Annotated in this window: 15 protein-coding genes; 6 read left to right on the top strand and 9 right to left on the bottom strand. The window is 65.7% G+C overall.

Features of this window, described 5'->3' with window-relative positions; translation table 11 throughout:
* Positions 1 to 57: 57 nt before the first annotated feature.
* The 3 genes from ACFWUR_RS01190 to ACFWUR_RS01180 all read right to left on the bottom strand — a co-directional run bounded on the left by ACFWUR_RS01190 (position 58) and on the right by ACFWUR_RS01180 (position 4,903).
* Complete coding sequence (locus ACFWUR_RS01190; protein ID WP_378899971.1) at positions 58 to 1,290, bottom strand: restriction endonuclease subunit S; 1,233 nt, start codon at positions 1,288 to 1,290, stop codon at positions 58 to 60.
* A complete protein-coding gene (locus tag ACFWUR_RS01185; protein WP_378899968.1) occupies positions 1,287 to 4,037 on the bottom strand; it encodes a DEAD/DEAH box helicase family protein in 2,751 nt (916 codons plus the stop codon). Before ACFWUR_RS01185 ends, ACFWUR_RS01190 begins: the two co-directional genes overlap by 4 nt.
* Positions 4,038 to 4,225: 188 nt before the next feature.
* The gene (locus tag ACFWUR_RS01180; RefSeq protein ID WP_378899964.1) at positions 4,226 to 4,903 is read right to left on the bottom strand and encodes a TetR/AcrR family transcriptional regulator; all 678 of its coding nucleotides are present in this window, start codon (positions 4,901 to 4,903) and stop codon (positions 4,226 to 4,228) included.
* A 95-nt stretch (positions 4,904 to 4,998) separates the two neighbouring features.
* Between ACFWUR_RS01180 and ACFWUR_RS01175 the strand changes: the two genes are divergently transcribed.
* The 3 genes from ACFWUR_RS01175 to ACFWUR_RS01165 all read left to right on the top strand — a co-directional run bounded on the left by ACFWUR_RS01175 (position 4,999) and on the right by ACFWUR_RS01165 (position 8,398).
* Complete coding sequence (locus ACFWUR_RS01175) at positions 4,999 to 6,291, top strand: lipase family protein (RefSeq protein WP_378899961.1); 1,293 nt, start codon at positions 4,999 to 5,001, stop codon at positions 6,289 to 6,291.
* Positions 6,285 to 7,838, top strand: a complete 1,554-nt coding sequence (locus ACFWUR_RS01170) for an AMP-binding protein (RefSeq protein WP_378899958.1) — start codon at positions 6,285 to 6,287, stop codon at positions 7,836 to 7,838. Before ACFWUR_RS01175 ends, ACFWUR_RS01170 begins: the two co-directional genes overlap by 7 nt.
* A 155-nt stretch (positions 7,839 to 7,993) precedes the next feature.
* A complete protein-coding gene (locus ACFWUR_RS01165) occupies positions 7,994 to 8,398 on the top strand; it encodes a hypothetical protein (protein ID WP_378899955.1) in 405 nt (134 codons plus the stop codon).
* Position 8,399: 1 nt separating this feature from the next.
* Here the strand turns inward: ACFWUR_RS01165 and ACFWUR_RS01160 are convergent, their stop codons facing one another.
* A complete protein-coding gene (locus ACFWUR_RS01160) occupies positions 8,400 to 9,551 on the bottom strand; it encodes an epoxide hydrolase family protein (RefSeq protein WP_378899952.1) in 1,152 nt (383 codons plus the stop codon).
* 84 nt (positions 9,552 to 9,635) lie between these two features.
* Positions 9,636 to 10,598: a class 1b ribonucleoside-diphosphate reductase subunit beta gene (nrdF, locus tag ACFWUR_RS01155; RefSeq protein ID WP_056812336.1), complete on the bottom strand. Its 963-nt coding sequence runs from the start codon at positions 10,596 to 10,598 to the stop codon at positions 9,636 to 9,638.
* 393 nt (positions 10,599 to 10,991) lie between these two features.
* Between nrdF and ACFWUR_RS01150 the strand changes: the two genes are divergently transcribed.
* Positions 10,992 to 11,978 (top strand): hypothetical protein, encoded by a 987-nt coding sequence (locus ACFWUR_RS01150; protein WP_378899949.1) that lies wholly within the window; start codon positions 10,992 to 10,994, stop codon positions 11,976 to 11,978.
* Positions 11,979 to 11,998: 20 nt separating this feature from the next.
* Entirely contained in the window at positions 11,999 to 12,943 is a 945-nt protein-coding gene (locus ACFWUR_RS01145; protein WP_378899946.1) for a hypothetical protein, read from the top strand.
* A gap of 75 nt (positions 12,944 to 13,018) precedes the next feature.
* Here ACFWUR_RS01145 and ACFWUR_RS01140 read toward each other — a convergent pair whose 3' ends face one another.
* Together ACFWUR_RS01140 and ACFWUR_RS01135 are read right to left on the bottom strand one after the other, a co-directional pair.
* Complete coding sequence (locus ACFWUR_RS01140) at positions 13,019 to 13,126, bottom strand: methionine/alanine import family NSS transporter small subunit (protein ID WP_378899943.1); 108 nt, start codon at positions 13,124 to 13,126, stop codon at positions 13,019 to 13,021.
* The gene (locus tag ACFWUR_RS01135) at positions 13,126 to 14,670 is read right to left on the bottom strand and encodes a sodium-dependent transporter (protein ID WP_378899940.1); all 1,545 of its coding nucleotides are present in this window, start codon (positions 14,668 to 14,670) and stop codon (positions 13,126 to 13,128) included. Before ACFWUR_RS01135 ends, ACFWUR_RS01140 begins: the two co-directional genes overlap by 1 nt.
* Positions 14,671 to 14,923: 253 nt before the next feature.
* Here ACFWUR_RS01135 and ACFWUR_RS01130 point away from each other — a divergent pair, with 253 nt between their 5' ends.
* Entirely contained in the window at positions 14,924 to 15,889 is a 966-nt protein-coding gene (locus ACFWUR_RS01130; RefSeq protein ID WP_378899937.1) for a peptidase, read from the top strand.
* Here ACFWUR_RS01130 and mgtE read toward each other — a convergent pair.
* Together mgtE and ACFWUR_RS01120 are read right to left on the bottom strand one after the other, a co-directional pair.
* On the bottom strand, positions 15,886 to 17,331 hold the full coding sequence (gene mgtE, locus ACFWUR_RS01125; protein ID WP_378899934.1) for a magnesium transporter: 1,446 nt from the start codon (positions 17,329 to 17,331) through the stop codon (positions 15,886 to 15,888). The two genes, ACFWUR_RS01130 and mgtE, sit on opposite strands and share 4 nt — an antisense overlap.
* Before the next feature lie 359 nt (positions 17,332 to 17,690).
* Entirely contained in the window at positions 17,691 to 18,266 is a 576-nt protein-coding gene (locus ACFWUR_RS01120) for a TetR/AcrR family transcriptional regulator (protein ID WP_378899931.1), read from the bottom strand.
* Positions 18,267 to 18,307 lie beyond the last annotated feature (41 nt).

The following is an 18,307-nucleotide window of genomic DNA, read 5'->3' as shown; positions in this document are numbered from 1 at the left end:
CCGGTGAGCCGACCAGGGTTTGTGACAGGGACTGCCGCGCGTCGAGCGGTTGATGTCTCACGCAGGAACGAGTTCGTTGGCAAGTACCCCAACCGAGTGGTTGTCGCCGATGAGACGGCCGCTGAAGGCCGAGGCGAGCAGGGCGCGGCGCAGAGTAGTCGTTCGAGTCCTGGCATGCCCAGTCGCCAACCTGATTCTGTCTATGACTTCGCGACTCCTCGCTACCTGAACGACCAGCCCAGCTTGGCGCTCGAGGCTGGGCACGGGGATCGAGATCTTCTTCAGTTTTGCCACGCTAAGCGTGTGAAGGCCGCTGCTCGAACTTGAAACATCCGTCAGAATCCGTCGATTTTGCGGTGAATTCCACACGGCTTCAAGATATTCCGGCAAAAGACTCGGACCGGGCCGAACACGTATTAAGTGGTTCTGATGGACGGCATTCTCGATGCTCTCGTCCCAAATCGCAGCGCGGCCAATTTGAGACGGACTTCCGTTTCCTTCCACCACGAGGAGATCCCCCTGACGCAGGGATAGTTTTTCGAGTTCGTTGCCAAACAACTCCACACGATGAATATCAGCCAAATCCAGCGTCCCTGAACCAACATTTGCAACACGCAAGAATGGGTAATGGTTTACCTGCGGTGCACGCTTAGGTTGCTTCTGTATCCCTCCTTGTATCTCAGAAATTTCGCCGAGCGGATAAATTTCTCCTTCCCGACAATTTGCAAGAACAGCCTGTTCCAGTATATTGCTTCTGCGGTCCGAAATATCAATATAGGACTGAGCCGCGTCAAGGCGGGAGAGGTGGTCTTCGAGAACCTCGACGATCCGGTGCTGTTCAACCAGCGACGGCAGGTAGGGAAGGGGTAATTTTCGGACGTCACCGACATTCAAATGTTTGACGGTCGACCCAGCGGAGTTCCGCTGAATCCATTGCTGGGAGTCAGGCGCTTGTAGCGCATATTTGAGAAACTTGACTGTCACCCGGTCAGCGGCAGGCCGCAATAAAACAGTGCGCTGACCGAGGCAAACTGCCGCATCCGCTGGAACCGCACCTACTTCTCCCATCGGCGCTTCCCGCGAGAATATCAGATCACCTAAAGCCGGGATTGCTCTCCGGGTCCATTGGCCGTAGGTGCTACGATTTACCGGCTTCGCCTTCTCCAAAAGAATCCGCCCATCGCGAACCGCACCGGTTCCGATCGAATAGCCGAACGTTTCAGATTCAGACCGGGGTGCAGTCTTGTGCTCACAATCAATAACGAGCGCAACCTCACCAAGCAACGTCATCCAGTCAGCTCCGTATTCAGCTCGTCGATGAGAACTCCGGCGTTGTCGCCGAGGTCTCGGAGGGCTCCTTCCGTTCCACCGCGTTCGGTGAACGGGGCGTCGTCGAGGTCCTGTGTGGAGAACTCGGCCGATGCCGCGATCACGGAGACTATCCGATCGAGCCACCAGCGCTGCACATCGGTGAACACAACGCCGGCCTGCTGCTGCTGGGCGAGCCATCCGGCGTATCGTTCTTTGACCCGATCCGCGTACGGCACGAGCTCGTCTTCGGCGCCCACGGCATACCGTACGAGGGATACCAGGTCTGTCAGCTTACGATGGCCGGCGACATTGCCACCGACCTGCACACCGAGCGCGCCGTATGCGTTCCAGATGATGTCCGAGGTCCAGTTGCGCGGCGGGCGGGCGATGCGATTGGCGAGGTCCTGGATGTCTTTGAAAGTCGCTCGGCGGTCACCTGATTCGGTGAGAATCTGGATGGCGGTGATTTCTGCGCGGTGCTCATTGAGGTAGTCGCGCCAGGATTCGACCAGGGCCTGCGCGCGGGAGGTGTCAACGACCCCGTGCGCATCGAGCAGAATGTCGCGGCTTACCTCGTCGATGACCCGGTCGTGGGTGGCGCGTAATTCGAGAATGCGGGTGCGGAGTTCCGGGTTGGCCGCGATGGGTTCGATCGCACGGTCGAGCAATTCCTGAACTTCGCCGTTGTTCGCGACGTGCTTGATCTGGGTATCGGGATCGACAGCGTCAACCAGACCACGGACGATCTCGCGCATCGATCGACCGGCAACGCTGTCGAGTTCGGTGCGTTCAGCATCGGTGAGATTGAGTTCAAGTTTTGCCAGGCGTGAAGCGAGAGTGGCAGTTTCGTCCTCGGTGAGCGTAAGCGCAGCAGCCTTGTCCAAGAGCTTCTTCATGCCGACACCGTGCACACGATTGAGTGGAGCGTCGCAGAAGGCATGCTCGGTAACACCGACCGCGTCCAGGATCACGAATCGTGTTTTGACCTCGGCGTCCGGCGTCACGGCCTGGAAGTCCGCAGCGGCGATTGTCCGCGCACCACGGCCTTTCATTTGCTCGAAGTATTGACCCGACCGGACATCACGAAGAAAGAACACGCATTCCAAAGGCTTCACGTCGGTACCCGTGGCGATCATGTCAACAGTGACGGCCACGCGCAATGTGGGGCTGGTACGGAACGCCTGCAACTGCCTCTTCGAGTCCCGGGCGGTATAGGTGATCTTCGCCGCGAAATCGTTTCCCTTGCCGAAGACTTCGCGAACCAGCGTGACGATCTCCTCGGCATGGGCATCGTCTTTGGCGAAGATCAGGGTCTTCGGCACCGTCGAGCGGCCAGGGAAGATCTCGGTGTAAAGCCGGTCGCGAAAGGTCTCCAGAACGGTTCGGATCTGTGACTTGCTGGTGACTGCTCGATCGAGTTGTTTTGCGGTATAAGTCAAGTCGTCTTCGAGCGCTTCCAAGCGCTGGGCCCTGGTTCGCCGATCGACCTTCGGCACGATGGTGCCTCTTTCAATCTGCGAGCCCTGCTCGCTGATCTCGGTCCTGATCCGATACACATCGAAATCGACGTTCACCAGATCGGCGACGGACTCCTGGTATGTGTACTCCGACACCAGGTTCTGTTCGAAGAAGCCGAAGGTCTGTTTGCCCGGTGTCGCCGTCAGCCCGACGATGTGCGCATCGAAGTACTTCAAAACTCCTTGCCACACACCATAAATCGATCGGTGTGCCTCATCGACAATGACCAGATCGAACGTCTCCGGCGGCATCTCAGGGTTGTACGAGACGGAAACCGGTGCGTCAGGGATGTATCCGTCGAGGTTCGGATCGTCGACGTCAGGCACCTCATCGCCCTGCAAGACCCTGAACACCCTCTGGATCGTCGAGATGACCACGCTCGATGAAGCAAGCAGCCCAGCCTTGGTCAGCTTGTCGACGTTGTAGATCTCAGTGAACTTCCGGCCGTCGCCAGGCGTGCTGTAGTCCTGGAACTCCGCGAGGGTCTGATCTGCGAGGTTGTTTCGATCCACCAGAAAAAGAACCCGGCCGAACCCGCCGTGCCGGAGCAGTCGATAGGACTCCGTCACCGCCGTGTAGGTCTTGCCGGCACCGGTCGCCATCTGCACCAAGCTCCGCTTATACCGTTGCTGGGCGAGGCTGTGCTCGATACCGCGGACCGCCTTGATCTGGGCCGGCCGCAGCCGAGCTAAGTCCAACTCCGGTAGAGACCGCACCTTTCCGCGCCAAGTAGGGGACGCCGGGTCGGCTTCCGCGTCACGCAGAACACGGGCCAGGGTCTCCGGTCGGGGAAAGTGGAACAATGCCCGAGACCGAGGCTCGGGGTCGAAACCGTTGGTGAAGTGCAGCTCAGAGCCACTCGACTCGAACACGAACGGCAGCCGACCAGCCACGGTCAGCGCCTTCAACCGCACCTCCGCGGGCAGCCCTTCGGCATACATCGCCGACTGCCACTCCACCCCGGACAACGTATTGCCCTGCGGCTTTGCCTCGATGACCCCAACGGCCTTCTTGCCCACGTACAGCAAGTAGTCGGCCCGCCCATGGCCTGATGCCATCGTCACCTCACGAACCGCCACCCCCTGCGCGGCAAATAGGTTCAGTCCGCTCTTGTCCTGAACCACCCAGCCCGCGGCGGCGAGCTGCAGATCAATGAGAACGCGTGCGCGCTGCTCTGCAGCAAGACGCTCCGCAAGTTCGTTGCTCATAACGTGATCCAGGCTATCCGAATGCACCGACACAACACGAGCGCTTGGACAGGCCGACCAGCTATTCAGCCTATCGACAGAAGCCAGATCCACGACCGCACGCGCCGCGACGTCGTTACTGAACTGACCCTGCTGTTCAACCACTTCACTGGATAGGAGCGCCGCCACTCGGGGTTGTTCGAGCCAGCTCAGCCCGCTGAGCGAAGCGCGGCGGCGACCAAGCCCAGGTGCACGATCTTGATGAATGCTGTGAGATCCCTGATCAGGACGTCGACTTCGCCCGTCGCGCCGGCATCGGTGTGGAGCCAGTCGGCGACGGTTTCGAACAGGCCGCCGATCGCGGAGACGGCCAGCGCGTGCAGATCGACGCCGATCCCCTCCGACGGCACGAAGCCGTATTCACTCCACAGGGTTTCGAGGAACTGAGCGGCCCAGCGCCGATTGGCGCGCCGCTGTTGTTCAACTTTCGCCGAAATGCCGCTGGCCTCACCGAAAGTCACCTTCGCCACGCGTGGGTCGTCGACCATCGAATGGGCGAAGGCGCCGATGACGGCGCCGACCACGTCGTCGCGGTCGCCGGAGGATTCGGCCAGTGCGGCGGCGACCATGTCCTGGGCGCGTTCGCTCTGCTGTTGCAGTAGCGCCAGGTAGCAGTCCTCTTTGCTGTCGAAGAGTTCGTAGAAGGCCTTGTTGCCGACGAAGGCGGTCTGGCAGATCTGCTCGATCGCGGTGTTGACGTAGCCCTCGGCGGCGATCAGCTCGAAGGCGGCGGCCAAGATCTGTTCACGCCTGCGCGCTCGGCGTTGTTCGGCGTCCAGGCCCTGGATGCGCCGGGAGCGGGCTTGGCTCTTGTCGGTCGACGTCACGCAGCTCAGCCTACAGATTGCCGAATAAAAACAAGAACTCTTGTTCTCAACAAGGCATCGTGCTGTAATCAGCATCACCTATCGAAGGAGATGCCATGCAGCGCAGCACGGCCACCCGCCGGTCGCCCCGGCTCCACCGGCTCGGCGCCCGAGCTTTACCACTGCTCGCGATGACGGCGCTGGTCACAGCGGGTCCGGCGGGCGCACAGGACTTCGAACTGCCGCCCCTGCCGAACGAGGCGCAGGTGTATCCGGCGGTCGTGCCGATCCCCACGCCGCAACACGACCCCTGGTACGCCGACCCGGCCGATCTCGACGGCTACGCCAACGGCGACGTCATCCGCAGCCGGGTCGTGCAGACCCACGTGCTCGGAATCCCGGCGCCGGTGCACACCACGCAACTCCTGCTGCGCACCTCCGACGTCCACGACAACCCGATCGCCACCGCGACCACCGTGCTGGTGCCGGGCATCCCGTGGCTGGGTCCCGGTGCGCGCCCGCTGATCTCGTATCAGGAGGCGATCGACAGCCTCGGCCAGCAGTGCAATCCGTCCTACACCCTGCGCGCGGGGATCCAGAAGGAAGTGGCGATCATGGGCCAGTTCCTCGCGGCGGGCGCGGCGGTGGTGGTCACCGACTTCGACGGCAAAGAGAACACGATCATGTCGCCCAGCGAGGGCCGGATGGTGCTCGACGGCATCCGCGCGGCCAAGCGCGGCGAGCTCGGGCTCGAGGCCGCACCGGTGGGCTTGTGGGGATATTCCGGCGGCGGCAACGCCTCCGCATCGGCTGCCGAGCAGCGCCGCCACTACGCTCCCGAACTCGAGATCAAGGGCAGCGTGCAGGGTGGCATTCCGGGCGACAAGGTCGCGATCGCACCGTTCGCGATCTCGGGACAGCAGCCGCAGGCCAACTTCACCGGCTGGCTGGCCGTGCTCGGATTGGCCCGCGAGTATCCCGATTTCGACAGCCAACTCCAGCAGTATCTGACTCCGGAAGGCCGCCGGGTGGCCGATGACCTGCGGGAACGCTGTCTCTACACCTCCGTGGCGACCACCCTGCTCCGCCCGATGGCCCAATACCTGACCGACCCCGAGGCCGCGCTGGCCGCCGCGCGACCCGCCCTGTCCGCCGCGAGTTTCGGCGCACCGGAGAACACTCCCGACATGCCGCTGCTGATGTGGCACTCGACCACCGACCAACTGCTGCCCGCCGAACTGGCGATCGACAGGATCGCCGCCGACTACTGCGCGCGTGGGGTGAACATGCGGATGATCCGGGTGCCGTTCTCCGAGCACATCAGCGCCGAGATCGTTCCCGAACTGGGCACCGTCGCCTGGTTGCTCGCGGTGGCCGCGGGCGCCGATCCGGGGCCGCGGGTATGTTGAGCGCCGCCATCACCTCGCTACGCCAGGTCCGCGCCTTGGCCAGGGCCGGGATCATCGATCCGCGACACCCCGCACAGATCCTGCGCACCGCCCGCACCATGCGCGCGTTCGGTCCGATCGCCGGGGGGATCCGATCCTCGGCGCGACGCACCCCCGACCGAATCGCGCTGATCTGTGGCGACGAGCGGATCAGCTATCGAGAACTCGACCGACGCACCGACGCGCTCGCTGCCACCTGGCACGCCGAGGGCCTCGACGCGGGCGACACGGTCGGCGTGCTCTGCCCCGACGGGGTTCGGCTCGTCGAATCGATGGCTGCCACAGCGAAACTGGGCGCTCGCCTGGTGTTGCTCAATACCGGATTCGGTGCGGCACAGCTGCGGGACGTGCTCGACCGCGAGGGCGTGAGCGCACTGGTGCTCGACCCGACCATGGCCGCGATGGCCGAGGGCCTTCCCGATCGGATCAGTCTGCTGGACAACGAGATCCGCTCCGCGTCGCCACCGGTGGACACGCCCGCCCAGCAGGGCGGTTTCGTCCTGCTCACCGGCGGCACCACCGGCACTCCCAAGGGCGCTCCGCGACGAGTCGAATCACCCCTGGCCGCGGCACAATTCGTGGACAGGGTGCCCCTGCGACGCGGGCAGACGGTGCTACTGTGCGCACCACTGTTCCACGGCACCGCGCTGTCCCAGTTCATCCTCTCGCTGAATCTGGGCTCGACGATCGTGCTGCACGGCCGATTCGACGCTGGCCGCGCGCTCGCGCAGATCGCCGAGCACCGCGCCGACATGGTCGTACTGGTGCCGACCATGCTGCGTCGCGTTCTCGATCTGGACCCAAAGCTGTTGTCCGCCACCGATACCAGCTCCCTGCGGATCGTGTTCACCGCCGGGGCGGCGCTGCCGTCGTCGTTGGGCACCAGGGCGATCCGCGCCTTCGGTCCGGTGATCTACAACTTCTACGGCTGCACCGAAACCGGCACAGCCACCATCGCCACCCCGCAGGACTGGATCGCCGCACCGGGCACCGTCGGGAGAGCGCCGGTCGGGATCACCGTCGCGCTCTACGACAGCGACGGCACCCGGATCACCGAGCCCGGCGCGGTGGGGACCGTCTACGTGGGCAACACCATCGCCTTCGACGGCTATTCCGGCGGCGGGTCCAAGCAACTGCGCGGCGGTTTGATGAGCACCGGCGATCTCGGTCACTTCGATTCCGGCGGGCGGCTTTTCATCGACGGCCGCGATGACGACATGATCGTGTCCGGCGGCGAGAACGTCTTCCCCGGCGAGATCGAGGACCTGCTCTACCAGCACCCGTCGATCACCGAAGCGGCCGTCATCGGTGTGCCCGACGAGGAATTCGGCCAGCGGCTCGCCGCATTCATCGTTCCCGCGGCCGACTTGGACGCCGACACTGTCCGCACCTATGTGAAAACCCACCTCGCCCGTTTCAAAGCCCCACGCGATGTGTTGTTCGTCGACGAACTGCCGCGCACCCCCACCGGAAAGATCGACCGACGCGGCCTGACCGCGCTCGGCTGAGCGAAACTCGGGCGGCGCCGACGAGGGGTCGGCGCCGCCCGCTCTGCCGAGAAACCGCTGGTAGCGAACCGATTGCTATCATGGCGACCAGTGCTCCATGACGTCGCGCCCACCCCGCCGACGCGGCTCGGCCACCCAGCGCTCGAGGAGGAACCATGGCTCAGCATTCCGACGATCGAGTCCCGCCCGCATCCGACAACGCCGCCGATCTCGACCTGCCGTGGGCGCCCCGAGACCACAAGTGGAGCGGTCAGAAGGCCGAACACGACGCCCTGAAATGGGCCGACGGCGACGCCATGAAGATGGCGAGCATCTACTTGTATCGCGAGCCCGGCGGTAATCCGGCGACCGAGGCCGACTACAAGTTCCCGGTCGCCGACATCATCGACGGCGAGCCCACCCTGGTATTCCACGCGGTGGCCAACGCCGCATCACGCCTCGACGCCGCCGACATCTCCGAGGCCGCCCGCAAGCGGGTCGAGCGCCGCATCGGCAAGCTCTACCAACAGGCGAGCAAGGCCTTCGACGACCCCGATCTACGACCACCGTGGGAGCGTTGAGTCAGCGCAGTCCGCGGAAGAAGGCACGAATGTCGGCGACCAACAGGTCCGGCACCTCCATCGCCGCGAAGTGGCCGCCGCGCTCGAACTCCGACCAGTGTGCGATGTGTGCCTGCGCGTAGCGGCGGATCGCGACGTCCTCGGCGAACACCGCGACTCCGGTCGGCGTGGTCGGCGCCGTGGTGTGCCGCGACCGGGTGTGGGTGGCCTCGTAGTACAGCGCGGCCGATGAACCCGCGGTGCCGGTGAGCCAGTAGAACATCACGTTGGTCAGCAACCGATCCCGATCCACGGCGAGCTCGGGCAGGTCGGCGGCCGGGAACGTCCACTCCTTGAACTTCTCCACGATCCACGCGAGCTGGCCGATCGGCGAATCGTGCAGGCCGTAGGCCAGAGTCTGTGGGCGCGACGCCTGGATCCGCAAATAGCCGCTGCCCTCGCTCGCGAAGTGGGCGAGGCGGTCCAAGCGGGCGAGTTCAGCCGCGGTCATGCTCGCCTTGTCCTGCTCCGAGACCGAGCCGGACGGGATGAAACCGAAGGTCGCCGCGTTCACGTGGACGCCGATCACCCTGTCCCCACCCGCGCGCCCCACCTCGGGGGCAACGACAGCACCCCAATCACCGCCCTGTGCGCCGTAGCTCTCGTAACCGAGCCTGCTCATCAACTCCACCCACGCCGCACCGATGCGGGCCGGGTTCCACCCTTCCTCGGTGACCGGCCCGGAGAAGCCGAAGCCGGGCAGCGACGGGATCACCACGTGGAAGGCATCGGCCGGATCGCCGCCGTGCGCCGCGGGATCGGTGAGCGGGCCGATCACATCGAGGAACTCGACGACCGAGCCCGGCCAGCCGTGCGTCAGGATCAGCGGGGTGGCATCGGGTTCGGCCGAACGGACGTGCAGGAAATGGATGCGCTGGCCGTCGATCTCGGTGACGAACTGCGCGAACCTGTTCAGCTCCGCTTCCGCCGCTCGCCAGTCGTAGGCTGTGCGCCAATATTCGGCCAGCTCACGCAGATACGCGACCGGCACACCGCGACTCCACTCGGCGCCGGGTTGCTCGGCGGGCCACCTCGCGTCGCTCAGACGCGACCGCAGGTGTTCCAGATCGGACTGCGGAATCTCGAGGCGGAACGGGATGATCTCGTCACTCATCGGCACGACACTATGGCTACAGCAGGCCTGGCGACAGCGCAACGGCGGCGGAAAGCTCCGCCGCCGTTGGTGAGTCGAGTTCGCTCAGAACTCCCAGTCTTCGTCCTCGGTGTTGATCGCCTTGCCGATGACGTAGCTCGAACCCGAACCCGAGAAGAAGTCGTGGTTCTCGTCGGCGTTGGGTGAGAGCGCCGACAGGATCGCCGGGTTCACCTCGCACTCGTCCTTCGGGAACAGACCCTCGTAGCCGAGGTTCATCAGCGCCTTGTTGGCGTTGTAGCGCAGGAACTTCTTGACGTCCTCGGTGAGGCCGACCTCGTCGTAGAGGTCCTGGGTGTAGTCGACCTCGTTGTCGTAGAGCTCGAAGAGCAGCTCGAAGGTGTAGTTCTTGAGCTCGTCGCGCTCGGCCTGGGAGACCAGCTCGAGGCCCTTCTGGTACTTGTAGCCGATGTAGTACCCGTGCACCGCCTCGTCGCGAATGATCAGGCGGATCATGTCGGCGGTGTTGGTGAGCTTGGCCCGCGAAGACCAGTGCATCGGCAGGTAGAAGCCGGAGTAGAACAGGAAGCTCTCCAGCAGCGTGGAGGCCACCTTGCGCTTGAGCGGGTCGTCACCGTTGTAGTAGCCCAGGACGATCTCGGCCTTGCGCTGCAGGTTGCGGTTCTCCTCCGACCAGCGGAACGCCTCGTCGATCTCCTTGGTCGAGCACAGGGTGGAGAAGATGGAGCTGTAGCTCTTGGCGTGCACCGACTCCATGAACGCGATGTTGGTGTACACCGCCTGCTCGTGCGGGGTGATCGCGTCGGGGATCAGCGAGACCGCGCCGACGGTGCCCTGAATGGTGTCGAGCAGCGTCAGGCCGGTGAAGACCCGCATGGTGAGCTGCTTCTCGTCGGGCGTGAGGGTGTTCCACGACGGGATGTCGTTGGACACCGGGACCTTCTCGGGCAACCAGAAGTTGCCGGTCAGCCGATCCCAGACCTCGGCATCCTTCTCATCGGGCACCCGATTCCAATTGATGGCCGACGCCCGATCGATGAGCTTCATTCCGCCTCCACACCTTTCCGCCAGACCTGATGACCCGCACCTGCCGCCGTGCACGAGGCCCTTCACCCACGAACACTACTCGTAGTGGGTGACAACCTCGGGGAGCACTACAGCTTGTGTTGCGGCGTGTGCACCCGACCTGATCGGCCGAACACCCGCACCACACACGCGGCCCCCATTGTGCGGCACGATCGCGAACACACCACCATCGCATCGCCAGTGATTCGCCACATGCGTGTGATCGGGCGCGGCCGCCGGTGAGGGCGACCACTACCCGCCGCCCGGCTCCCGGTGCGGATCCGGGAGCCAGAATCCGGCACACTGGGCAGCGAACTGGGCTCGATCGCGAGCCGGTAGGGAGGCGGGCGTCATCCCGCGCGAGGGGATTTGTCGATGCTGTTGCGTCGTTGCGCGGTTGCCGCCGCTGTCGTGATCGGGCTCACCGCCTGCCAGGAGAACCTGCCGAAGCAGCGGCCGGCCACACCGATCGAGGCCGCTGCCGCGATGGGCGCGTACTGGAAGACCGCGCCGACCACCGACGAGCAGCGCCTCGACCTGCTACGACGCCTGCGTGCCACAGACCCGTGCGCGCTCATTCCCCGGACCGACCTGGCGAAATTCGGCACGTTGCTCGAGGTCGAGAACGACGGCCCGAACAAGTGCGAAGCGACATTCGACTCCACCGAGAGCGGCAAGGGCACTTCGGTCAGTTGGGCGATCGGCGTGGCGCCGACCGGATACGGCTGGGGGCAGTCCAAGCGGGAAGAGGTAGACGGCATCACCGTGGGGGTTCTGGGCGATCTCGACAACTCTGCCCTGGTCGAAGGCCAACGGGACCGAAGTTGCCTCGCCACCGCGGCTTTCGCCAATACCACCACGCTCCCGGTGAGTGTGCGAACACCGCTCGGCACCGAACCGTGCCCCACCGCCCAGGCCGCGCTGGCCCGTGCGATGGGCGGCCTCGCCACCGAACCGGCACAGGGCACCTCTCCCGACACCCCGCGGACCGCACTGCACGGCAAAGACCCGTGCGAGGTCGCCGCCGTGCTCGACGCCGCGGTCACGGTCCTCGATCAGCGAATCTGGTCGTGCCAGTTCACTTTCCGCGGTGCGTCCGTCGATGTCGACTACACCTACGAGGCCAAGGGCTACGTCGCGGACGGGGAGCCGATCTTCGTCGTCAACGGCCACAGGGGTTATGGCCCCAGCGACGACACGAGCGAACATGCCTCGTACACAGCAGTCGTCGGCCCCGCCCTGCCCGGCCCCGGATCCGAGCTCATGGGGCCCACCGTCCCCACGGTCCGGATCTTCGGAAAAGACCGTGAGGTTCTCGAATCCGTGCTCCGCTCGACCACCGAACTCTTCCCCGCCACCTGACCCGGACAAGGAGAACCCCTGTGCGACAGCTGATCCTGCTCGTCACCGCGGTGCTGACGTTGGTCGCCTGCGGGAGCGAACCCGCGCCGGACTCCATGCCGAAGGGCGGATTCTGGTCCACCGCAGCGGTTTCGGATCAGGAGAAGATCGCTGTCCTGCGCAAGGTCAGGGCGATCGACGTGTGCGCCCTACTCCCCCGCGCAGCGCTGAGCGCCCTGGGCACAGTGCGTGACATCGAGAACGTGCATCCGAACCAATGCCGGCTCAATATCGCCGTCGAGGGCCATCTCACCGGGATCGACGCGACGTGGAGCACCGGAGTGATGTTCGAGGGTGAGCCCGGCATGGACGGATCCGCCGAGGAGGTGTCGATGGGGGATGTGCGGGTGCTGTTCAACGACGAACCCGCGGAGTCGGCCGATCCGCAGGTGCGTGGGGCGTGTCAGGCGTGGGCGCGGTTCGTGGCGGGGGCGGATCTGTCGTTCAGTGTGCGGGCGCCGCAGGATGCGTGCGCGTCGGCGAAGGCGCTGTTGCGGATCGCGTTGACCGAGTGGCGTCGGGAGCCGCCGCAGGGAACCTCGCCGGATTCGGATCGCGCGGTGATCACCGGGGCCGATCCGTGCGCGGTCGCGCCGCTGCTCGGTGTCCGCGTGCCCGCGGCCGATCAGGGTGTCACCACGTGCAGGTTGAGTATCGACGGGCGCGACGCGATCGTCACCTACGACTACAAAGAGGAACGCTCCATCATCGACGACACCCCGGCCTTCGCCGTCGGCTCCCGCCAGGTGTACCGATTCGACACAGCCCAGGCCGACCTGGCGTCGCTGTCGGCCGTCGTCGGTCCCGGACTCGCTCCGGGACCGACCGACGCACTGCTCGGTCGACGCGTGCCGACCGTCTCGGTCACGGCCGACTCGACGATCGCGGAGAAGGTCATGCGCGAAGCATTGCCGCTCGTACGCTGACCGACCCCCTTACCGCGCGAACCTGCCGCTCGGGTGGCGCCGCAGGCGGATCGGCTCCGCTGCGGCTGCGACCCGCTATTCCGCGTCGTCGGGGTGGCGGCGGAACGCCACGATGGACGCGAGCAGCCCGCCCCACACCACCACGATCGAGATGATCATCATTGTGATCGCACCAGCCGACATCAGGACTTGGCCTCCTCGGTCATCGGCACCGCGGTGGTGCCGTCTTCATCGTCCGCGCTGCCGGGATCGCGCCACGGCAGCAGCGACATGATCACGCCGAACAGGATCGCCGCGCCCGCCACACCCCAGCCCGCGGCGAGGACATATCCGGTCGTGTACCCGCCGTAGGTTTCGTCGAACTCCTGGCGCAGGCTGTCGATCATCATCCACACCAGCACCAGCGGCGTGACCACACCGAGCAGCACCACCCACACGCGACCGACCTTCAGGTTCGACACCGTGTCGGTGTGCTCGCGCAGGACGCCGAGCTTGCGCAGCACCCAGGCGACCACGATCACCGCGACGAAGCCCGCCAGGACGATGCCGTACTGGTTGATGAAGTGATCGGCCACGTCGAGCAGGTACAGGCCGTTGCGCGTCGGGAAGAGCCCGATCGAGACCGCGGCGGTGAGGCCGCCGACGATCAGCACGGCGGGCACTCGCGCCAGCCCGGTGCGATCCTGCACCGAGGAGATGATCACCTGGACGATGCTGATCAGCGAGGACAGCCCCGCCAGCACCAGGGAACCGAAGAACAGGATGCCGAACCACGCTGCGCCGGAAGACAATTCGGAGATGATTGTCGGGAAGGCGACGAACGCCAATCCGGGGCCACTGGTCGCGGCCTCACTGACGGCCACGCCTGTCTGATGCGCCATGAAGCCGAGGGTGGCGAACACCCCGATGCCCGCCAGGATCTCGAAGGAACTGTTGGCGAATCCGGCGACCAGCGCCGAACCACCGAGATCGGCTTTACGGCGCAGGTACGAAGCGTAGGTGATCATGATGCCGAAGCCGACCGACAGGGAGAAGAAGATCTGCCCGTAGGCCGCGACCCACACCTTGCCGTCGGTGATGCTCGACCAGTCCGGCGAGAAGAAGGCGTCGAGCCCCTCGGCCGCACCGGGCAGGAACAGCGCCCGGACCACCAGGATCAGGAACAGCACGACGAGCAGCGGGATGAAGATCTTGTTGGCGGCCTCGATGCCGCGCCGCACACCGAAGGCGAGCACGATCAGCGTCACCGCCCACACCGCGATCAACGGCCACAGCACCCCTGGCACGAACGGTGCGGCGAATCCCGGCTGGTCGGCGATGTGCAGGAAGTCGTTGTTGAAGAACGACTCCGGATCCGCACCCCACTGCTGCCCGACGGAGAACCCGACGTAACGGATGGCCCACGCGATGATCACCGCGTAATAGACGGCGATCACGAAGCAGATCGCCACCTGCCACCAGCCGATCGGCTGTGCGGCGCGCGACATCCGGCGGAAGGCCAGCGGCGGTGAACCGCGGAACTTGTGGCCGATCGTGTACTCGAAGATGAGCAACGGGATACCGGCCGAGAGCAGGGCCACGAGGTAGGGCACCAGGAAGGCGCCGCCGCCGTTCTCGTAGGCGATATAGGGGAATCGCCAGATATTGCCCAACCCGATCGCCGATCCGATCGCCGCGAGCAGGAACCCCGCTCGTGTTCCCCATTGTTCCCGGGGCCGTGCAGTCATCGCACTCTCCGTCCATTTCGCGGCTGTTGATCTCGGTGTGCGCGAAGGATCCTAGTGTAGGTAGCCGTAGGCGGCGGAACACCGGAATGGATGTCGTCCGGATGTCGATCGGGACGAGGTTTCGTTGCGGTGACAACGCGACATCGGTCGGGACCGATGTTTGCGAGTCGATTGCCGTTGCGGGCAGACTCGATGTTCGGGCGCGGGGCCGGGCCCGGATCCATCGAGGACAGGGGCACCGATGTATCGAAGGATGGCGCTGGCTGCTGTCGCGTTGCTCGTGTGCGCCGCGTGCGGTGGCGACGACGAGGGCAAGGCAGCCGATCACGCTGAACCGTCGCCGCCCGCACCGGTGCTACCCGCTCAGCCGCCCGAATTCTGGTCCAAGGTTCCGCAGGATCTGCACCAGCGCGAGGAGGTCGCCCAGGCCACGCGCCAGGTCGACGTGTGCGCTCTGCTGCCGCGCGAGGTCCTCGCCCGTTTGGGCGAGGTCAAGAGCGTGACGGTCGGGCTGGATTCGTGCCGGGCCGTCCTCGGCAGCGACGAAGCCGGTGAGGGCTCGACCCTGACCTGGCACGCCACCCTGCTGAGCGGCCTGTCCGCCGGCGGGCGCGGCACGACGCGACAGATCGGCGACGCGAACGTCCGCACCGTGCCCGACCGCGACGCGGGCGAACCTCGCGCCTGCGGTGTGACCGCCCAGTTCCCGTCGAGCGCGGCCTTCTACCTCGGCCTTTCCACCCCGGGCCAGAACCCGTGCGCCGTCGCCGACGAACTCGTGCCCGGCATGATCGAACGCTGGCGGGAGTCGCCGAAACAGGGCACCTCCCCCGACACCACGCCGACAGTGCTGCTGGGCGCCGACCCGTGCGCCGTCCGTGCCACACTGGCCGGCGCCGTTCCCGACGACGAACAGCGACTCACCCAATGCCTGTTCGGTTATCGCGGCGAGAAGATCACCGTGAGCTACGACTACCGGGTGCCCGAGTACCTCGCCGCCAACAGCACCGAAGTCACCGTCGCCGGGCGTACCGTGCACCGTTCGGTCTCGGTCTACGACAACTCGATCCCGATCTACACCGCCGCCGTCGGCCCGGAACTGCCCGCCGAATCCACCGCGTTCGGCAGGCGTGTCCCGGTCGTGGAGGTGGTCGCCCGCACCGACGAGGTCGCCATGGACGTCATGGCACAGGCGCTCACGCTCTTTCCCCAGCGCTAGATCCCCAGCACCAGCTTCGCGGTGGTGAAGTAGATGATCAGCCCGGTCGCATCGACGAGGGTGGTCACCATCGGCGCCGACACCACCGCGGGGTCGATGCGGAACTTCTTGGCCAGCAACGGCATCGTGCCGCCGATGGTCGCCGCCCAACCACAGATGACCACCAAGGTGATGGCGACGACGAGCGCGATCTTCGGCCCGACGAACACCGTGCCGATCAGCAGCCCGGCCGCGGCCAACATGCTGCCGAGCACCAGCCCCACCCGGCATTCGCGCCAGATCACCTTGAACAGATCCGAGGCGCGCACCTCGCCGACCGCCAGCGCGCGCACGCACGCCGTCGCCGCCTGCGCACCCGCGTTGCCACCCGCGCCGATCAGCAACGGAATGAACAGCGCCAGGCTCGCCGCCTGTTCGAGAGTGGTGGCGAACATGTCGGTGACACTCACGGTCAGCGTCGCCGCGAACAGCAGCAGCATCAACCACAGCGCCCGATACCGCGCCAGCTGGAACACCTTGGCGGCCATGTAGTGGCCCTCCCACGGCGCCGAACCCGCCTGCTTGGCGACGTCCTCGCTGTCTGCGGCCTCGAGCACCTCCATCGCGTCGTCGATGGTGAGCAGCCCGACCACCCGGTCCTCGCTGTCGACGACCACCAGGTTGATGAGGTTGGTGGAACTCATCAGCCGGGCGGCCTTCTCCGCGGCGTCGGTAGCCCGCACGAACGGCGGTTCGGTGACGACGAGTTCGGACACCATCGCGTCCGGGGAGTGCAGCACCAGCTCGCGCAGTTCGACGATGCCGGTGAGGCGGCGACCGCGGTCGACAACGGGCAGGGTGTAGACGGTTTCGGCGTTGGCGCCCTTCGCACGCACAGAGCTCAGCGCCTGGGCGACGGTCAGGTTGTCCGGCAGCGCGACAACTTCCGGCGTCATGTACAGCCCGACCGACCCCTCGGGGTAGCCGAGCAGGGTGGCCGTCATCCGGCGCTCGCGCGGGCTCAGCCCGGCGAGGACCTTCTTGGCCACCTTGGCGGGCGCCTCGTGCAGCATGCGGGCACGGTCGTCGGGATCCATCGCCTCGACGAGATCGCGAAAGCTCTTCTCGCGCAGGCCCTGCAGGATCTGCTGCTGGTCGACCGGCTCCAGCTCCTCGAACACGCTCAGCGCGCGCTCCTTGTCGAGCAACCGGAACACGACTCCGGCCTGCACGGCGTCCATGCGGGCCAGCGCGTCGGCGATCACGTGCGGTGGGCGGTTGTCGAGCCAGTCGAGGCCGCCACAGACACGGTGGGTTTCGAGGATGTCGCGCACCGATTCGGACAGGATTTCGAGCGCTTCGGTGACCGCGTGGTCCGCAACCGAGCGGTGCGGCGAAACCACTTCGGGCACAACGGTTTCGGTGGATACATGACGGGTGGTGACGAGATCGACATTCGACATGAGCGAGTCCCCTGACGTAACAGCGCACACGCCTGCGGCACAGCTACAGGACGGGCGAGGAGTGGAACGAGTGACGGTGGTTCACACCGCGGGGCGTCCACCACCGAGGCCGGCACGCACTGACCGGACCGAGCAGGTCAGGATTTGTCGTGCGAGGACGAAGGGGCGACGCCGCGCGGCCTTCGACTGGGGGGTTCGTTGCGCATCGCAACCCCACCTCCTCGCAGTCGCCGCGGCAATCATCGCTCCGCGAATCGCTTGGAGTGCCCACCTGGGCACACCCTTCCGCACATGAGACTACATGCGGACGCCATTCGTTTCACCTTCAGCACGCGTACCACCGGTCACAGTGACACCGATCACAACACCCGTGGCAGCCCGGCGATCACGGTGTCGACGGCCTGCTCGGCGAGCGGCCACAGTTCGGCGCGGTCCAGGTGCCGCAACGGGCCACGCAACGCCAGTTCCGCGAAGCCGTGCACGGTGGACCAGCAACTCCAGGTGGCACCGGGGCGTGCCGCGGGGGCGAGATCGCCGATGTGCACCATCATGTCCAGCGCATCGGCGAGGGCGAGGTAGGCGGGCGAATCGACGACCGATGCGGGCGAGGTGTCACCGGCCCCGAAGAACGCGACCGCGAACCAGCCCGGCTCGATCAGCGCGAAGCCGATATAGCCCAAGCCCACCGCGCGCAGACTCGCACGCGGCGCCGCCGCGCTGCGCTCCATTCCCGCCGCCATCCTGGATTCGATCGCGGCCGACACCGCGCGCAGCAGGGCTTGCCGGTCGGGGAAGTGCCGGTAGGCGGCATTCGGCGTGACGCCGACCCGGCGGGTGACTTCGCGGATCGTCAGCGCGTCGGGACCACCGGATCGGGTGAGCTCCAGCCCGGCCTCGACCAGTGCCGCCGCGAGGTCACCGTGGTGATAGGCCAACCCTTGAACTCCCTTTCGATGAAGTATACGGTGTGAACATA

The sequence above is a fragment of the Nocardia sp. NPDC058633 genome (assembly GCF_042717045.1).
Classification (GTDB): domain Bacteria; phylum Actinomycetota; class Actinomycetes; order Mycobacteriales; family Mycobacteriaceae; genus Nocardia.
The sequence above is the reverse complement of the archived record's forward strand: the minus strand, read 5'-3'. Positions and strand labels throughout refer to the sequence as shown.

Bases quoted from the DNA above. Each gene is read 5' to 3' on its own strand.
- ACFWUR_RS01190 (WP_378899971.1), bottom strand. From the start codon at position 1,290: ATGACGTTGCTTGGTGAGGTTGCGCTCGTTATTGATTGTGAGCACAAG.
- ACFWUR_RS01185 (WP_378899968.1), bottom strand. From the start codon at position 4,037: ATGAGCAACGAACTTGCGGAGCGTCTTGCTGCAGAGCAGCGCGCACGC.
- ACFWUR_RS01175 (WP_378899961.1), top strand. From the start codon at position 4,999: ATGCAGCGCAGCACGGCCACCCGCCGGTCGCCCCGGCTCCACCGGCTC.
- ACFWUR_RS01170 (WP_378899958.1), top strand. From the start codon at position 6,285: ATGTTGAGCGCCGCCATCACCTCGCTACGCCAGGTCCGCGCCTTGGCC.
- ACFWUR_RS01165 (WP_378899955.1), top strand. From the start codon at position 7,994: ATGGCTCAGCATTCCGACGATCGAGTCCCGCCCGCATCCGACAACGCC.
- ACFWUR_RS01160 (WP_378899952.1), bottom strand. From the start codon at position 9,551: ATGAGTGACGAGATCATCCCGTTCCGCCTCGAGATTCCGCAGTCCGAT.
- nrdF (WP_056812336.1), bottom strand. From the start codon at position 10,598: ATGAAGCTCATCGATCGGGCGTCGGCCATCAATTGGAATCGGGTGCCC.
- ACFWUR_RS01150 (WP_378899949.1), top strand. From the start codon at position 10,992: ATGCTGTTGCGTCGTTGCGCGGTTGCCGCCGCTGTCGTGATCGGGCTC.
- ACFWUR_RS01140 (WP_378899943.1), bottom strand. From the start codon at position 13,126: ATGTCGGCTGGTGCGATCACAATGATGATCATCTCGATCGTGGTGGTG.
- ACFWUR_RS01135 (WP_378899940.1), bottom strand. From the start codon at position 14,670: ATGACTGCACGGCCCCGGGAACAATGGGGAACACGAGCGGGGTTCCTG.
- ACFWUR_RS01130 (WP_378899937.1), top strand. From the start codon at position 14,924: ATGGCGCTGGCTGCTGTCGCGTTGCTCGTGTGCGCCGCGTGCGGTGGC.
- mgtE (WP_378899934.1), bottom strand. From the start codon at position 17,331: ATGTCGAATGTCGATCTCGTCACCACCCGTCATGTATCCACCGAAACC.